We start from the raw sequence: 17,322 nt of genomic DNA, 5'->3' as shown, positions 1-17,322 counted from the left end.
TTAGTTACCTAAAAATGAAAATGAACATTTGGAGTATTTATAATGTATGAAAAGTAATCTATCTTTTATAAAAAACTTTGCTTTAAATTGTATATCCAAGCTCACTGGCTTATTAAATAGTAAAAAAGTAAAAAATTTCATTATGGATAAATACAGTACTCTCCATAAAGAAATTGTAGTGTTTCTTGAAAAATCTAAAAACCTGTTAAATACCAACACTGAAATCGGGTTATATCACTTCTATAAAGGTAATATATCAGATGCAAAGTTAAGATTTTGGTTAATTAGCATATTCTACCCTAATTTACCTCTAGTCTGGTATAATATCGGAAGATGTCATTTTGCAGTAGGCAATACTAATAAAGCTTATAATTATTTAACAAAGACGCTAAAATTAGATAGTAGTCACAAAGAAGCTTCTTACTATATAAAGAAAATAACAAACACATCAGATATTGTAGAATTGCCTGAAAATCTCATAAAGCAATATTTTGATTACACAGGTGAATATTTTGTTGAACATTGGTTAATTGCCAAACAATACAGAGGACATGAACTAGTACATATGATAATCAAAAAAATCTTTCACAACTCCACTTCTGAACTGAATATACTTGACCTTGGTTGCGGTACTGGAATATGTGGTCACTTCCTAAAAATAAATAATATTAGAAGTCGCATAACAGGAGTTGACATCTCAAATAGAATGCTCAATATTGCAAGAGGATGTCTTATAAAAGGTAAACCTGTTTACAATGAGTTAATACATACAGAAATGAAAGAGTTTCTTAAACAAGAGAAGAACCAGCAGTATGATGTAATTATCTTTGCTGAAGTGCTACACTATCTACATGATTTTCTAGCAGAATTGGAACTAGCAAAAAGATTGACAAACAAAAAAGGGGTTATTGTATGTTTAGTAAGAAGAAAGGAAGGTAGAGGTATTGACTTTGTAAACAAAGGAGATTATTTTCGTCATTCAGAAGATTATATTCAGCATGTTGCAAAAGAAACAAATATGCAAATAAGTCAAATGAGTTACTGTAAAATATATGGCAGTCAGGTTGATGGTATCTTATTTGCATTACAACATCCACAAACAAATTCAACAACTTAATCGAGAAATCGCTCAAATAAATTTCTATATTATCATAAAAGGAGCCTTATGAATTACATTACTATTAATTACGCAAAAGATAGTAAATTAACCGATTTTGGAAAAGCAGTTCTATTGGATAGGTATTTAATAGAAAATGAAAGTTATCAAGATCTCTTTATACGTATTGCTAATTACTATTCTGATGATAGAAAACATGCACAACGTCTTTATGATTACATGAGCAACTTGTGGTTCATGCCTTCAACACCAATACTTAGTAACGGCGGTACCAAAAGAGGATTGCCTATTTCCTGCTTTCTTAATGAAACTGAAGATAGCTTGAAGGGAATAGTTGATCTATGGAATGAAAATGTTTGGCTCGCTGCACGTGGTGGTGGAATAGGTAGTTATTGGGGAAATTTACGTTCAATTGGTGAAAGTGTCAAAGGTAGCGGTAAAACATCAGGAATTGTGCCATTTATCGTAGTACAAAACGCTCTGACGCTTGCAATCAGCCAAGGATCCTTAAGAAGAGGAAGCTCAGCAGTTTATCTTCCTGTATGGCATCCAGAAATAGAAGAGTTTCTAGATTTACGTAAGCCAACTGGTGGTGACCCAAATCGCAAAGCATTAAATATACATCATGCTGTAATAGTAACAGATAAGTTTATGCAAGCTGTTGAAGATGATCAAGAATGGGATTTAATAAGCCCTCATAACAATAAAGTTATTTCAACAGTAAAAGCACGGGATATATGGATTAAAATATTAACAGCAAGAATTGAAACTGGAGAACCTTATATTATCTTTCTTAATGCAACAAATAACAATAAACCAGAACCTTACAAAAAGCTCAATTTAGATATCAAAATGTCAAACCTATGCAGTGAAATAACTTTAACTACAGGTTACGATCACCTGAACAAGTCGCGCACTGCTGTATGTTGTTTATCATCCGTAAATCTTGAATACTACGAAGAATGGAAAGATAATGAGCTTTTCATAGAAGATATAATGCGTTTTCTTGATAATGTATTAGAGGATTTCATAAACCAAGCACCAAATGAAATACAGCGAGCAAAATATTCCGCAATAAGAGAGCGTAGTATCGGTCTTGGCGTGATGGGTTTTCATTCATTTTTACAAAGTAAAATGGTTCCTTTTGAATCAGTAACAGCCCAACAATGGAATAAAAAAATATTTAAGCATTTGCGCGAGCAAGCAGATGTAGTTTCTAAAAAATTAGCAGAAGAAAAAGGGCCATGTCTTGACGCTAAAGAAATCGATCTAATGGAAAGGTTCACACATAAGCTCGCTATTGCTCCAACTGCCTCAATTTCGATTATCGCAGGCAACACTTCCCCTGGAATAGAGCCATATGCAGCAAACGTATTTATACAGAAGACATTGACAGGTTCATTTGTAGTACGAAATAAATTCTTGCAAAAACTACTAGCAGAAAAAAATCAAGACAATGATGAAACATGGTCCTCAATTTCAACAAATGAGGGTTCTGTTCAGCATTTAGATTTTCTTAGCAAGCATGAAAAACTGACATTTAAAACAGCATACGAACTTGATCAACAATGGATCATAGAACATGCAAGTGATAGAACTTCTTATATTTGTCAATCTCAATCAGTAAATCTGTTCTTACCTGCCAATGTGCATAAACGTTACTTACATAAAATACACATGCTTGCTTGGAAAAAAGGATTAAAGAGCTTATATTACTGCAGATCACAATCAATGCAGAGAGCTGACAAGGTCTCACATGACATATTCAAAAAAAGTGAAATATTGCAACAAAAAACAGATATTAATTATGATGAATGTCTATCATGCCAGTAGACTGTACATACCTTACTGCCACAAAAATACAATTGTACAAAAGTTATGTTTTCATAGATGCTACATAGAAATCCAGATGAATTTCTAAAGTCTATTCCAAGAGATAAACGTATAATGTGCCTTGATATGGGAGAAAAACAAATAGGCGTAGCATTTAGTGATAAAACACAGCTTATAGCTACAGCTCATAGTATATACTACAGAAGAAATATAAGCAAAGATTTAGGTTATCTGTATAGAATATTCAAAGAAAATGAAGCTGGATCAATGGTAATAGGACTACCATTCAAAATAGATGACCAAGAGACCGAATGGTGTAAAGCAATAATCCAATTCGCAAATAAAATAATAAAAAAATGTAAGATAAACATATATCTACAAGACGAAAGTTTATCAACATCTCTTGCAACTCACGCACTAAAAATTACCGGAATATCAATCACAAAATCAAAGAAAATAGATGATAAAATTGCCGCATGTATTATTCTGCAACGAACATTGGATAAGATAAACACCATCAAATAGTTTTTTAAACTGAATTCACGTAAAATTACTTGATCAAACAAGAACTTTTCGTATAAGCATGACAAATTGCTGTAGCAAGAGCGTCAGCAGCATGGTGACATTTTATATTTGAGTTTTTAACTACTTGCTTCACCATAAATATAATCTGATCCTTACCAGCATGACCATCTCCGGTAATGCTCTTTTTTATATAATTTGCATCATATTCATTCATGGTCAACTTCGTCATTTGTAATACTAAAATTGTAATTGCTCTTGCATATCCTAAAGTTAGTGAAGATTTTGGATTTTTATTAACAAAAATTTTCTCTACAGCAGCTTCATTTGGAGAATATAGAGAAATTACTTTCTTTAATTCTTCAAAAATTATATGTAGACGTTCACCTGTACCCAATTTACCATCAGTTGATATGGCACCACCACCCAAAAATTCAATACTATTCTTTTCTTCCAGGCTGATAATGGCCCAACCGGTTTTGCTTATCCCTGGATCTAGACCTATTATTTTAATCACTTAATAAAGGCTTAACCAATAAATAAACAGAAATAAAAATATCCAGACTAGATCGACAAAGTGCCAATACCAAGAAGCAAACTCAAAGCATAAGTGATCTTGAGGTGTAAATTGATCTTTTCGAGCTCTAAATAAACATACTGACAAAAATATTATACCTATTATAACATGCACACAATGAAAACCAGTAATCATGTAAAAGTTGGATGTATAAATAAGTTTTTCTCCTGTTTCTCGTAAAGAAAAACTTGCTTCATGATATTCGATTGCTTGCACTATTATAAAGAACATCCCAAGCAATATAGTTATAGACAGCATTTTAATCATGCTTTTTTTATCATTTTCAAGTAAAAAATGATGTGCTGAGGTAATTGTTGTACCAGAAAGTAATAATATTAGTGTATTCATGAATGGTAACGACCATGGATCAGGTGGTAAAATCCCTTCAGGGGGCCATTCAATTTTTTTTGTAGGAGAAAACGCTTCAAACAAAAAGATCGGATCAAGCCAGGCTTTAAAGAATGAACAAAAGAACGCTATAAAAAACACAACTTCCGAGAGGATAAATAAGTACATTGCAAGCTTGAGTCCATGTTTTACAATGGCAGTATGGCATTTATCATAAATTGCTTCTCTTATTACATCTCTCCACCAATAAAACAGCACTCCTGATACCGCAGAGATTCCCAAAACTAAACCAAATATTCCAGAAATTTGTTTATGGAGTGTACCAACTAATCCAAGTGCAAGAACAAGAATTGCTGCTGATATAGCAATTGGCCAGGGACTTGGGTCTACTAAATGAAAATCATGTTCTTTACTTTTCATATCATCTTCAAAAATACGTACCAAGCATACAAATTAGCTTAAAATTGTCAATATTTCTTAAAATCTTGATCAAATTTTGAAAAATTATATGCGCTATTCCAAAAGCCTAACTCAAATTGTGCAGTTATTTTAAATAATTCAAGCATTCTGGTCCTTTCACTTTCCCTTACTTTGTTACAATACTCGTCAACAATACCTTCCAAAGCAACACATCCAGATTCCATCAAGCTACTGCCAAAAAAATCAAACCAATCCTTATACCTATTATTTTTTTTAATTTTACTTCTCATACTACCAATAGCAACTTTATATATAAAATGGCAAGAGTAAATAACTGTTACAGCTTCATAAATTTCGCTATACGAAGTAGACAAAAGAAAGTTAGTAAAATTGAAACACTCTAGCGACTTTTCTCCACGATTTATGGAGTATACAGCAAAGTAGTGGTCGCATAACACTCTTATAATCTCTATTCCTCCTTGAGCCACCTCAATCAATGGAACAATGTTGTTACAACTCTCCATTTTTGATGCAATAATTAAAACAGTACGAACATAATCAGCTACAAAAAATGCATCTTGTTGTATATAAAACTTGAAATTTTCTATGTTTAAAGTATTATTTGCTAACTCAACATTGAAAGGATGCTCAATAATATCCTTTAAAAGATTTGACCCATAATAACTCTTAATTATACCACTAAACATCACATAAACTAGAATATAATTTAGTGTTAATACTACAGACTATGCTAGAGAATATATCTCATCCCAAAACATTATTTCTAGCTCTAGACCTCTCTTAAAAAACTCACGCATCTTTTTCCTCTCACAATCACCAGCCTTTGCATATAGATTATTTGCAACGTCAGTAACTTGATTAATCGTAGCATTCATTACTGTGTTATTATAAATATCAATCCACCCTTGATATCTGTGATCTTCAATTTTTTTAGGCATAACCTCTCCTACCATATGATTTATAATAATTTGGTATATATTAAAACAAGGACAAGACGCTGCTAAAGCTTCAGCAACAGAATTATGATATGCAGCACGCATAAAAAAGTCAGTGAAAGCAGAACAAGATTCTGATTTTTTATGATTATCGGATAAATCACAAGTCTCAAAATATTCAGTATACTGCTTTCGAACCGCAAATGTTCCCCTTGCTACATTAACCAAACTGCTCATTATTTCAATGTCATCAACTTTAGATGCAATAATCAATAAAGCACGAGTACAGTCCACTAAATATAAAAAATCCTGCTGAAGATAAATTTTGAACTTTTCATAATCTAGCGTATTGTTTATCAATTCAACATTGAAAGGATGTTCTTTTATTTCCTCAATAAGATCAGATGATTCTTTTATAGCAATATCATAAAATTCTTCTTTTGGTTTGTCGGACATCTTGTAAGCCTCATAAGTATTAAAACTAGTATAGTTACTAAAAAGTTACTTACAATTTATAATAAGTTATTATATCAGTATCAAGCTAGAAATAAAAGAGTTTAATAGTTTAAAGAAATTCTCTCTTTTCTTCTTCTATATTAAATTCTTTACAAAAATCAGTAGATAAGTCCACACCTTCCCAAGAAAATCCACCATCACTTTCCGATTCTTTACCAAAATGCCCATAGCAGGCTGTACGTTTATATATAGGACGATTAAGTGATAAATGTCTTATTATGCCTTTAGTTGATAAATCTATGTTACCTTCAATAAACCCTTTAATCCTCTCTTCATCTATTGTATTCGTGCCAAATGTATCAATGTAAAATGAAGTAGGTTTTGAGACACCAATTGCATAAGAAAGCTGCACAAGACAACGTTCAGCTAAACCTGCAAAGACAATATTTTTAGCAAGGTATCTCGCCATATAAGCTGCGGATCTATCAACTTTTGTTGCATCTTTTCCAGAAAACGCTCCTCCACCGTGTGGAATATAGCCTCCATAAGTATCAACCATAACTTTTCGTCCGGTTAATCCACAATCACCAACTGGTCCACCAATAACAAATCTACCTGTTGGATTGACTAAGAGATTTTCTTTAGGGCACATCCACCCTTCAGGTAAAGATGAAGCTATGTAAGGATAAATTATTTCCTTCACTTTCGATTGACTCAGATCCTCAAGATGCTGTATTGAAACAACAATACTTTCAGCACGCACTGGAAGGTTATTCTCATACGCCAAAGTGATTTGCGATTTTGCATCCGGACCAAGCTTTACCTCTTTGACCATACTCATAATATTTCTCAGAATCGAGTGTGCATAAAAAATGGGTGCTGGCATGAGGCTTTCTGTCTCTATTGTTGCATAGCCATACATTATGCCCTGATCCCCAGCACCTTGATCCACACCTATTGCAATGTCATTTGATTGTTCATGTAGTAATATATTTACTTTCACTGTTTCCCAGTGGAAACCATCATGCTCATAACCAATATCTTTTATTGTATTCCGTACAATACTTTCAATCTTGCTATTTTCAATGTTCGGCCCAAATACTTCCCCAGCTATAATAACATTATCTTTAGTAACCAAAGTCTCTATTGCAGTACGAGAGGAAGAGTCATTAAAAAGGTATTCGTCAAGTATTGCATCTGAAATCTGGTCTGCTACTTTGTCTGGATGACCGGCTGCTACTGATTCACTGGTTACTGAATTCTTATGTAAAACCATCGCTTAGTTACACGATATCAAAACTATTGCAAATTTAAATGGTGGGTCTGGGAAGAGTTGAACCTCCGACCTCACGCTTATCAGGCGTGCGCTCTAACCACCTGAGCTACAGACCCGTATCTATTCAAGCCAAGGCTTGCATATCATCTGTAGGCACAACATCAATAAACGTCTTTTTATTTGCTGATTTTCTAAAACTCACCCAGCCTTTCGTTTTAGCAAAAATCGTATGATCTTTACCCATACCAACATTCTTTCCAGGATGAAATTTTGTACCTCTTTGACGTACAATTATGTTACCTGGAATAACCTCACCATTCTTCTTTATCCCGAGCCGACGCCCTGCCGAATCTCTGCCATTACAGGAACTACCACCTGATTTTTTAGTTGCCATATCTTACCTCTTACTTTTGAAGACTAATTTCATTGATACGAAGAACAGTAATATACTGCCTATGACCGTTTTTCCTACGGTAATTTTTTCTTCTCTTTTTCTTAAAGATTATAATTTTTTTATCTCTACACTGCTCCAGTACTTCAGCTTTAACAACAGCATTAGATGAACAAGATAAGCCATTACTTGAAACACAAATCACTTTATTGATTTCTACTTCCTCTTTTTCTTCAGCTTGTAATCTTTCTACTTTAATTATGCTGCCTTTTTTTACTAAATACTGCTTTCCACCAGTTTCGATTACTGCAAACATGACAAATATCAATTATTGTTATTAACACTAATCGTAAATGATGTTACACATACTGTCAATATAAATAAAAACATGAAATACTTCTACCTTTATCTGCTTTTCCTCGTGGAGAGTAGTCAAGTTTTAAAACTTGACTACTCTTAAATTCTCTTAGTCTCATGAAAACTTTACGACGTTAATAAAAACTCAAGCTTTCACTAAAAACATTCAATCGGAGCTTATAAATTAAAACTCATTCCAAGTTCAAACCCATGAGAAAAATTACTGAACTTGTGAAGTTTATAGCCAGCGAAAACATTCGTTCTCTCAGAAAGTGGAAGATTAATACCAGAACCTATCTGGTAGGAAAAAAACTTTTCTACGTCTGGCTGTTGACCTTGCCATACGCGTCAAGTTAAGGAAATAAAGGTATGAAAGAGATAGAATAATAAGGTATAAGTTCTCCCAGATATACTTTTAGTGAGAGAACCAATGAATAAAATAACTTGCTTATCAAAAAAGCTCAAAGAATTTTTTAATGAAAAAGCAGAGAAAATCTCAATTACAACAAGGTTTATAAAAAGAAAGAGAAAGCTAAAAGGTTCATCATTCGTAAAAGCCATGGTCTTGGGTAATATAGGAGTTGATAATTGTAGCGTAGAAACAATGTGTCAATTACTAAACGAGGACTCGATAGATATAACAAAACAAGGTTTGGATTTTAGATTTACTGAAGAAGCAGTGGAATTTATGAAAAGGATGTATAATGAATCTGTGATTCTCTTTAAAAATATCTTGCAAGTTGATTGCAAAATCTTACAGCAATTTAATAGTGTTAAATTATTGGACAGTAGCTATATTACTCTACCTAACAGTATGGAAGAGATGTATAAAGGTTATGGTACTAGCTACAGTGGCTATGAAAGCAATACTAAGTCTGGAATAAAGTTACAATTAGTTTTCGACTACATGAATCAGATAATAGACCAACTTAATTTAACGGAGGGGGTAAGATCAGACCAGGGATATAGGAAACATTTAAGTAATATATTAAGCAATGATTTGCTAATATCTGATCTCGGTTATTTTGTGCCAAGTTCTTTTAAACAAATCAATGAAATAGGAGCTTATTTCATAAGTCGTTATAAATCTGATACCAACATATATGATGTAGAAACAAATCAAAAAATGGAGTTATTAGAATGTTTAGAGGATAAGTTATTTTTAGAAAACGAGGTATTGTTAGGAAAAGAAGCAAAAATTAGAGTAAGAATTATATGTCAGAAACTAACTGAAGAACAGTCTATGGCCAGAAGAAGGAAAGCTAATAGATTAGCAAGATCGCAGGGATATACATCCTCTAAAAGAAATCAAAAATTGTTGAACTGGTCAATATTTATAACTAATGTTCCAGAAAATAAAATTAGTGCTGAGCAAGTATTAACGATTTACAGAGTAAGGTGGCAAATTGAGTTATTATTTAAATTGTATAAAAGCTATATCAGGCTTGATAAGCTAAAAGGAAAGCCATGCAGAGTATTATGTGAACTATATGCTAAATTGTGCGCAATTCTTATATTTCACGGCATAGTTGGTTGCACAGAAGTGAAAAAGAATACAGAACTTAGCTTAACAAAGGCATTTATTGAGCTAAAAAGGCGGGTTAGAGAGTTATTTTTAGTATTAACCAAAATTAATAGTTTAAAAGCATTTCTTAAAAAACTCACTATAACTTGGTCGCTATTTTCATTAAAAGACAAACGTAGAAGGGCTAGAGTATCCACTTTAACCTCTCTAAATTTGCTCACAATCTCTTAACTTGACGCGTATGGTTGACCTTGCTGTGCTGGTGGAGATACTTTAGCTCCACCTCCTACACCAAAAGTAACATAAGGAATAATATCCGTACTTTCAAATTTATAATGATAATGAAGCTTTGCCATGAATCCTAGCTCTGCCAAAGATCCTTCAAACAAAACAGATTTGACTACAGGACCAGCTGAAATTTTTATGCTATCTGTATAATGATAGCCAAGATCATAATTAACACCAAGATTGCCATATGACGACGAAGTATAGATTCTATCTTTAATCCAATCAACTCCAAAAGACGGTGCTGACAGAGAACAGCAGACTACTAAAGTAAGTAATTTTTTCATTTTTACCCTCTAACCATGAATATACGCATATATACTCACAGAAAAGTTAAAAATTACATAACTTACATAATAAAATCGGAATCACTTTCTTAGCTACTTGCATTTCTCTTGCAATTGCCAAACTTCTCTTTGTCACATTTTGTTACCTACTGCAATCATCATTTTAGCCTATATCACTTGCTTTTTTTCAACAAAAATTCAAACCAGACTTCACTAAAAACATTCAATCGGAGCTTACAAATTAAAACTCATTCCAAATTCAACCCCATGCGAAAGTTCATGAAACTTCTGCAGCTTGTAGCCAGCAAAAACACTTGTTCTCTCAGAAAGTGGAAGATTAATACCAGAACCTATTTGATAAGAAAAAAATTCTTCTACTTCTGGCCCTTGATTTTCTGAAAGAGGAATTTTAGCAACTCCTCCTACACCAAAAGTAACATAAGGAGTAATATCTGTATTTTCAAATTTATAATGATAATGAAGCTTTGTCATAAGTCCCGCGTCTAAAATCCCTTCACTCATAACAAGTTTAACTGCAGGACCAAATGAAATTTTAATGCTATCTGTACAATGATAGCCAAGATCATAATTAATACCAAGCATGCCATACGACGAAGAGGTGTAGGTTCTATCTTTAACCCAATCAACTCCAAAAGACGGTGCTGACAAAGAACAGCAAGCCAACAAAGTAAGTAACTTTTTCATTTTTATCCTCCAAAGATTAATATATGCATATACAAGCATATAAATATTAAAAATAGTATAAATTGCAAGTAAAAAATTGGAATTATTTTATTTTTTTTGTTATTTGTCTTTCTCTTGCAATTGCAAATTGGCATATCTTTCACTATCTGCTGCAATCATCATTTGAGTCTACATCACTTACTTTCGCTTCAATATAATTTCCCACTAGCCTTTACTAAAAATATTCAATCAGAGTTTACAAATTAAAGCTCATTCCTAGCTCAATTCCATGAAAAATTTTATGAAACCTTTGCAATTTGTAGCCAGCAAAAACACTTGTTCTTTCAGAAAGTGGAAGATCAATACCAGAACCTATTTGATAAGAAAAAAATTTATCATTGACTATAGTTTTGAAAACCTCTGCCAATAGGGTACTTATGTTTTCACCTACATTATCAGCTCTACTTATTTTAGGTTTAGCCTTCATTGTACGAACTATAACAGGACCAACACCAGCAGTAATATAACGAGTCATACTCGTACCTTCAAATTTATGATGATAATGAAGCTTTGCCATAAGCCCCATAACTCCTCCAAATTCTTCATCAAGAGTAGGTTTGATTACATAGCCAACTGAAATTTTAGTGCTATTTGTATAGTGAAAACCAACATCATAATTAATACCAAGCCGGCTATATGACAAAGAAGTATAGATTCTATCTTTAATCCAATCAACTCCAAAAGACGGTACTGACAGGAAACAACAGACCACCAAAATAAGCAACTTTTTCATTTTTAACATGTATATTGATATACATGTATACTAATGCATATATTAAAAATAACATAATTCGCGTAATAAAAATTAGAGTTATTTTATTTTCTTAGTTATTTGCCTTTCTCTTGCAATTGCAAGACTTTTCTCTGGCACATCCTCTACTATAACGCTACCTGCTGCAATGACAGAGTCATCATGCACATTAAGCGGTGCAATTAATGAACTATTGACACCAATAAAACAATTGCTTCCAATATTTGTTTTATGTTTCTTTTTCCCATCATAATTACAAATAACGGTACCTGCACCTATATTACTCCCCTGCCCTACCTGAGTATTTCCTATATAACTTAAATGCTTTATCTTAGTATTTATACCTATATCACTTGCTTTTGTTTCAACAAAATTACCTATGATTGCACCATCACCTATTGTTGTATTTTCACATTTGGCAAATGGACCAACCCTAACACCAGATCCTATTTTTACTCCAGGACCAAAAAAAACGTATGGGTAAACAATCGAATCCATACCAATTTGCGTATCAAGAGAGAAGAAAACAGTTTCTGGAGCAACAAGCGTTACTCCAGAGTTAGTGAAAAACTTTCTTTTTTCTTCTTGAAAGTAAAACTCGGCCTTTGCAAGGTCATTCCTATTATTTATGCCAGTTGCCTCCTCCTCATCAGCAATAACATAGCCGACATTCAAATTACTCTTTACTGCAATGGCAACGATATCGGTCAAGTAATATTCATGAGCTTGGTTATTACACTCTATTTTCTCCACCAATTCACGTAGATTCTTTTCACGTGCAACCATTATTCCGGCATTAGCAAGAAATTCCTCACCATTATTTCTACCATTTTGTGCTTCTATGATTTCTCTTAGGGAACCGTTCTCAATAATTAGTCTACCGTATCCTTTATTATTAGTTTTAAACCCAAGACAAACTAAAGCATTGCTCTCTCCTAAGCAGCTTATCATTTTAGTTATTGTGCTGCTTTTTATTAGTGGAGTATCCCCATACTGCACAACAACAATATCTGACAATTCTTTCAGGTTTCTCATTGCAATTTTGACTGCATCCCCTGTACCGAGCGTTGACTCTTGTGTAATTAGTTTTATACCCTCAAAGCATTTCAGCCTTTGAGTTAAAGGTAAATCGACTACAATAACTATTTTTTCAGGATTCAGCTGCTTTGCATTGTAAATGACATGCTCAAGCATGGAGAAATTACCTATTTTGTGCAGAACCTTAGGCAAGCTTGAATTCATTCGTTTACCATGCCCAGCAGCAAGTACAACAAATGTATAAGATTTATTTGTCACTTATCTTAAAGACGAAAAATGAAAACCATAATGGTTGAGCCAACTAACTCTATTGTCGTAAAAGCTCCTTAGATCACTAATTTGATATTTCAGCATTGCTAGCCTTTCTATACCAATCCCAAATGCAAAGCCACTGTATTTAGTATGGTCTATTCCAACATTTTTAAAGACATTTGGATGCACCATACCACATCCAAGTACTTCAATCCATTTACTACCTTTATAACTTATGTCCACTTCTGCAGAAGGCTCAGTAAAAGGAAAAAAACTATTACGAAAGCGTATTTTTAGACCTTTATCTCCGAAAAATTTACTAAGGAAGAGATGAATAGTAAATTTTAATTGGCCCATATTGACATTTTCATTAACATAAAGCCCTTCTATCTGATGAAACATAGGAGTGTGAGTTGCATCAAAGTCATTTCTGTATACCCTGCCTGCAGCCACTATTTTAATTGGAAAAGTTTTTGTCTTTTCCATAGTTCTAATCTGCACAGATGAGGTATGAGTGCGCAGCACCATTCTTTTATCGTTTATTTTATTCTTTAAGTAAAAGGTATCTTGCTCCTCTCGCGCAGGATGATGACTTGGAGTATTTAGCGCATCAAACACGTGAAATTCATCTTCAATATCAGGACCATCAACTGCTTTGAAGTCCATATGTGCAAAAATGAGCTTTACTTCACTTATAACTTTGCTCAGTGGATGAATCTTGCCAATTCTTTCTGGTCTGACAGGCAGTGTGATATCAACTGCTTCATTTTGCAGTTTTAACTTAACTTCTTTATCTTTTAGTTCATTTTCTTTGCTTGTTATAAGCTGGTCTATCTTATTGCGTAAAACATTAATCACTGCACCTAGGTCGCGTTTTTCTCCTGCATCATCTATATTCTTTAAGTCATCGAAATAAGCTTTTACTACACCCTTTCTCCCCAAGTATGACAACCTAAGTTTTTCTAAATCCTGCAAAGAAGCAGCATTTTCAATCTCAGAAACTGCCTTATCTTCAAGTAAAGGTATTTCGCTTATTAGCTCTTTATTCACCTTAAAAACGCTAGCTTAAACTTTCATTATAGTGCAATCTTTAATATCATCAATAAAACTATTTGGATAAAAAGGTGTCATCCCAGTACTCTCCTTCTTGTCATCCCAGTGCTTGACACTGGGATCCAGGAATTTTATTAGGTTGGTAAGCATAAAAGTAGCCGTTTTATGTTAAAATACAACGTTTTGATGATCATGAAAAAACTGGATGCCAGTGTCTGGGCACTGGCATGACATCATCTTTTTTATCAGATGCATATGAAATCAGCGCTTTCTTTCTTGTCATCCCAGTGCTCTCCTTCTTGTCATCCCAGTGCTTGACACTGGGATCCATAACAGGTAATAAGAAGTGCTGGAATGACATCTCTATAGGACTCCTAACTAATACAGAATATTAAAAAATTTACCAGGCGAAAAAAAAGGCAAAAGAATCCCCCAGTAGTGAGTTTTGACCCTATAATAATGTAAATTGGCATTGTAATAATGTGCTAACGCTTAAAATAAGCGTGTTTTAGCTGAATGTAGAAAAATAAAAAAAGCCGCTATAATTTTATGTAATCTGCCAATATATACCTGAGTTTTTTACTGAATTTTGTTATTAAATCTGCAGAGATTAAAAACAAGGATAAACACTCTCATTGTCATGATAAGAAGACTGATGAGGTTTGTAAAGTAACTTTTTCTGCTTATTGAACCCAACGCGCCGCTGTTATACAAGGGTGCTATAATTATTAATTTATTGACTAATTATATTTTTTATTTCACTTTATATTAAAAAATTTACTCATGCATAGTAGTAACATAGAAACTAAGAAAAAATACGAAATCGAGGATTTACCTAAGTTTTTTAAGAATAGATCCAAAGACATAAGTAAGGCATTTTCTAACGAAGTACTGGAGATTAGCACCATTCGCTCAAAAAATATTACAAGTGATAAGCAAGAGTTTTCATTTAAGATCAAGCTGCTGACAGAGGTAAACCCTAATACAATATTACCTCAAATAAAACATTTAATTGACTTTTTTAAAATCTGCCTTTCTCAGGAGAAAAACTTCACAGCCAATATAAAAGTAGCAAAAGAAAGCGAAGAACTATACAACAACTACCATAAAGCTAATAAAACTGTAGAAGAATGCATAAGTAATGCTCCAATTCAAATCCTCCTGCAGGGCATAACGATAACGCTACAAACAAACGTTAAAAACATTAACCTCGATAGCTTGCAACAAATCGAGATATTCTTAGATGAGCAGCTAAAACATTTAGAAAAAGCCAAAAGTGAGGAGCAAAGTCAAGATACATTACAAGTAGAAGAAACTGAAAATAAAAACGAAAATGTGGTTGAAAAAAGGAACACGCAAGATAAACAAATTGTACAAGGTTCGTTTGGCTACAATATAGCAAGTAACAGAAAGCAAATTACACGTGCACCATTAATTGTTGCTGCAATGCATGAAAATTTTTCCTGGTTTAGGTCTCTTTTTCAGCAATTCAATTTTTTTAATGCAACACAATTCTTTTTCCCACAACTGCAAAAATTTTCTATACAGAATAGCAATATACCATCTGGTGTCATTCCAGCGCAAAAAGAACCAGTGTCAGAAACTCGGATAACAGAGGGTAGTATAGGAAATCTAGTACCTCAAGAAACAGAGCGGGATATAGGTCAAACTAGGCCGCACACAGACTACTTTAAAGCTAACAGAAAAAAGAAGTCAAAAAAGCAGGCTAAAGAATTATTGCAAGAAGAAAAACAATCAATCATAAAACAAGCTCAAATTGATGCTAGAGTAGCTATGATAGATAATGTAGCTGAGCACAAGGGAAAAAAACTCGATGAAATATTCGTAGAAGTAGTAAGTGAATATAAAAATCAAGACTCAGATACATTTTACAATATTTTCAACTCAGTATTTAATATTATTTATTTCCAAGATAAACAACTACATGAAGTATTAGAACCAGATGAGATATCAGAAGTGCTAGAGGTACTCAAAAGGCCACAACCCCCTAATAATTCACTTTTAGGTAAAGAATATTTACAAAAGCAAGTATATAGAAAAAAAGAGCAGTTGATTAAATTAGTTTCAGGCCAACCTTCTCCACAGCCTAAAAATGTTTCTCATGAAATTTTACCAAGCAAAGCTGTAGACCATTTACCAAAAACAAATGAAGCTAAAACTCGATTGCCTACTAATATTAGGCTCAAATCACCATTAAAAGCTATGTTTTCTTCGAAAGAGACTTATTTTTGTCTATTTTTAGTAGCAGCTTCTATATCAGCACTCTGCCTATGGCACTTGCCGCTGGGAAAAGTGTCAATTTTAAAGGAATTGGTGCCAACAGAAAAAAGGGAAAGTATCGGTCTAACATTAAACATAGGGTTACCAATATTAATTACACTGTGCGTTTTGAACCTGGCTTACTTTCTATATTCTGAATATTCTGTAGAATCTATTGAGCAGATAAGTAAAAAAGATCTTCCTTTGCGCACCTAACAAATAAGATCTTTTGTGATATAATTATTTATTTTATTGCATGTTTAAAGGAATTATCAAAGATATTGGCACTATAACTGATATCACTATCCACCCTAACTCTGATCAAATCTTCCATATTGAGACACAAAATTTATCCTCTATAAACAAAGGAGATTCAATATCCTGCTCCGGAGTGTGTTTAACTGTTGTCAACATAATGAGCAATGTATTCACAGTTCAAGTATCTCAAGAAACCATGAAGGTTTCTAACTTAAATACGTGGAAAACAGGGAAAAAAATAAACCTAGAACAAGCAATGAAACTGAGTGACAGAATTGACGGCCACTTGGTTCAGGGTCATGTGGATGACACAACAGAAATTTTAACAATCAATCAAAATTTAGAATCTCATGAAATCAGACTATCATGCCCACAAGAATTAATTAAATTTGTTGCAAAAAAAGGTTCTGTAACGCTAGATGGAGTTTCCCTTACAGTAAATTCAGTTGTCGATCAAGAATTCACTGTGAATATCATTCCCTATACATGGAAAAACACAACTTTTCAGCATAATAAAATAGGTAATTACCTAAATTTAGAAGTTGATATGATTGCTCGGTACTTAGACCAGCTGATAAAATATCAACACAATTAAT

18 protein-coding genes, 1 tRNA gene and 1 pseudogene are annotated in these 17,322 nt (G+C 33.2%); 6 read left to right on the top strand and 14 right to left on the bottom strand.

All coding sequences use genetic code 11. The features are described 5' to 3' along the window. Nucleotides 1-46: 46 nt before the first annotated feature. The 3 genes from M1L26_RS01655 to ruvX are packed head-to-tail and all read left to right on the top strand — an operon-like array spanning nucleotide 47 to nucleotide 3,475. Nucleotides 47-1,117 carry a methyltransferase domain-containing protein gene (locus M1L26_RS01655; protein ID WP_211907834.1) on the top strand — a complete coding sequence of 357 codons (1,071 nt, stop codon included), beginning with the start codon at nucleotides 47-49 and terminating at the stop codon, nucleotides 1,115-1,117. A gap of 48 nt (nucleotides 1,118-1,165) precedes the next feature. Then, a complete protein-coding gene (locus tag M1L26_RS01650; RefSeq protein WP_250120301.1) occupies nucleotides 1,166-2,950 on the top strand; it encodes a ribonucleoside-diphosphate reductase subunit alpha in 1,785 nt (594 codons plus the stop codon). A gap of 57 nt (nucleotides 2,951-3,007) precedes the next feature. Further along, nucleotides 3,008-3,475, top strand: a complete 468-nt coding sequence (ruvX, locus tag M1L26_RS01645) for a Holliday junction resolvase RuvX (RefSeq protein ID WP_211907832.1) — start codon at nucleotides 3,008-3,010, stop codon at nucleotides 3,473-3,475. Nucleotides 3,476-3,500: 25 nt separating this feature from the next. On the opposite strand, the gene ruvC is transcribed toward ruvX, so the two are convergent. From ruvC to rplU, 8 genes are all read right to left on the bottom strand, one after another. Further along, nucleotides 3,501-3,989: a crossover junction endodeoxyribonuclease RuvC gene (gene ruvC, locus M1L26_RS01640; RefSeq protein WP_211907830.1), complete on the bottom strand. Its 489-nt coding sequence runs from the start codon at nucleotides 3,987-3,989 to the stop codon at nucleotides 3,501-3,503. Then, entirely contained in the window at nucleotides 3,990-4,817 is an 828-nt protein-coding gene (locus M1L26_RS01635; RefSeq protein WP_211907828.1) for a cytochrome c oxidase subunit 3, read from the bottom strand. A gap of 47 nt (nucleotides 4,818-4,864) precedes the next feature. Further along, entirely contained in the window at nucleotides 4,865-5,524 is a 660-nt protein-coding gene (locus M1L26_RS01630) for a TenA family protein (RefSeq protein ID WP_211907825.1), read from the bottom strand. 39 nt (nucleotides 5,525-5,563) lie between these two features. After that, entirely contained in the window at nucleotides 5,564-6,229 is a 666-nt protein-coding gene (locus M1L26_RS01625; protein ID WP_211907823.1) for a TenA family protein, read from the bottom strand. Nucleotides 6,230-6,338: 109 nt separating this feature from the next. Next, nucleotides 6,339-7,505 carry a methionine adenosyltransferase gene (gene metK / locus M1L26_RS01620; RefSeq protein WP_250120300.1) on the bottom strand — a complete coding sequence of 389 codons (1,167 nt, stop codon included), beginning with the start codon at nucleotides 7,503-7,505 and terminating at the stop codon, nucleotides 6,339-6,341. Nucleotides 7,506-7,544: 39 nt separating this feature from the next. Continuing rightward, nucleotides 7,545-7,621: transfer RNA gene (locus tag M1L26_RS01615), tRNA-Ile, on the bottom strand. Nucleotides 7,622-7,629: 8 nt separating this feature from the next. Continuing rightward, nucleotides 7,630-7,899: a 50S ribosomal protein L27 gene (gene rpmA / locus M1L26_RS01610; RefSeq protein WP_006012184.1), complete on the bottom strand. Its 270-nt coding sequence runs from the start codon at nucleotides 7,897-7,899 to the stop codon at nucleotides 7,630-7,632. Nucleotides 7,900-7,909: 10 nt separating this feature from the next. Beyond that, on the bottom strand, nucleotides 7,910-8,212 hold the full coding sequence (gene rplU / locus M1L26_RS01605; protein WP_015588327.1) for a 50S ribosomal protein L21: 303 nt from the start codon (nucleotides 8,210-8,212) through the stop codon (nucleotides 7,910-7,912). A gap of 471 nt (nucleotides 8,213-8,683) precedes the next feature. Between rplU and M1L26_RS01600 the strand changes: the two genes are divergently transcribed. Then, nucleotides 8,684-10,009 carry an IS4 family transposase gene (locus M1L26_RS01600; RefSeq protein WP_250120086.1) on the top strand — a complete coding sequence of 442 codons (1,326 nt, stop codon included), beginning with the start codon at nucleotides 8,684-8,686 and terminating at the stop codon, nucleotides 10,007-10,009. A gap of 17 nt (nucleotides 10,010-10,026) precedes the next feature. Here M1L26_RS01600 and M1L26_RS01595 read toward each other — a convergent pair. The 6 genes and pseudogenes from M1L26_RS01595 to M1L26_RS01570 all read right to left on the bottom strand — a co-directional run. Further along, a pseudogene (locus tag M1L26_RS01595) lies at nucleotides 10,027-10,350 on the bottom strand (hypothetical protein); the annotation flags it as partial. 234 nt (nucleotides 10,351-10,584) lie between these two features. Next, entirely contained in the window at nucleotides 10,585-11,055 is a 471-nt protein-coding gene (locus tag M1L26_RS01590) for a P44/Msp2 family outer membrane protein (protein ID WP_211907815.1), read from the bottom strand. 235 nt (nucleotides 11,056-11,290) lie between these two features. Next, a complete protein-coding gene (locus M1L26_RS01585) occupies nucleotides 11,291-11,827 on the bottom strand; it encodes a hypothetical protein (RefSeq protein ID WP_250120423.1) in 537 nt (178 codons plus the stop codon). A gap of 78 nt (nucleotides 11,828-11,905) precedes the next feature. Continuing rightward, the gene (locus M1L26_RS01580) at nucleotides 11,906-13,141 is read right to left on the bottom strand and encodes an NTP transferase domain-containing protein (protein ID WP_250120299.1); all 1,236 of its coding nucleotides are present in this window, start codon (nucleotides 13,139-13,141) and stop codon (nucleotides 11,906-11,908) included. Next, on the bottom strand, nucleotides 13,142-14,185 hold the full coding sequence (pheS, locus tag M1L26_RS01575; protein ID WP_250120298.1) for a phenylalanine--tRNA ligase subunit alpha: 1,044 nt from the start codon (nucleotides 14,183-14,185) through the stop codon (nucleotides 13,142-13,144). Between the two features lie 193 nt (nucleotides 14,186-14,378). Beyond that, entirely contained in the window at nucleotides 14,379-14,519 is a 141-nt protein-coding gene (locus M1L26_RS01570) for a hypothetical protein (protein WP_250120297.1), read from the bottom strand. A 452-nt stretch (nucleotides 14,520-14,971) separates the two neighbouring features. Here M1L26_RS01570 and M1L26_RS01565 point away from each other — a divergent pair, with 452 nt between their 5' ends. Both M1L26_RS01565 and M1L26_RS01560 read left to right on the top strand, forming a co-directional pair. Then, complete coding sequence (locus M1L26_RS01565; protein WP_211907807.1) at nucleotides 14,972-16,684, top strand: hypothetical protein; 1,713 nt, start codon at nucleotides 14,972-14,974, stop codon at nucleotides 16,682-16,684. Between the two features lie 40 nt (nucleotides 16,685-16,724). Further along, the gene (locus M1L26_RS01560) at nucleotides 16,725-17,321 is read left to right on the top strand and encodes a riboflavin synthase (RefSeq protein ID WP_139686594.1); all 597 of its coding nucleotides are present in this window, start codon (nucleotides 16,725-16,727) and stop codon (nucleotides 17,319-17,321) included. Nucleotide 17,322: the final 1 nt, after the last annotated feature.

This window comes from Wolbachia endosymbiont of Ostrinia scapulalis (assembly GCF_023559145.1).
Classification (GTDB): Bacteria; Pseudomonadota; Alphaproteobacteria; order Rickettsiales; family Anaplasmataceae; genus Wolbachia.
Note: the sequence above shows the minus strand (reverse complement) of the source record. Positions and strands in the feature narration are given on the sequence as shown.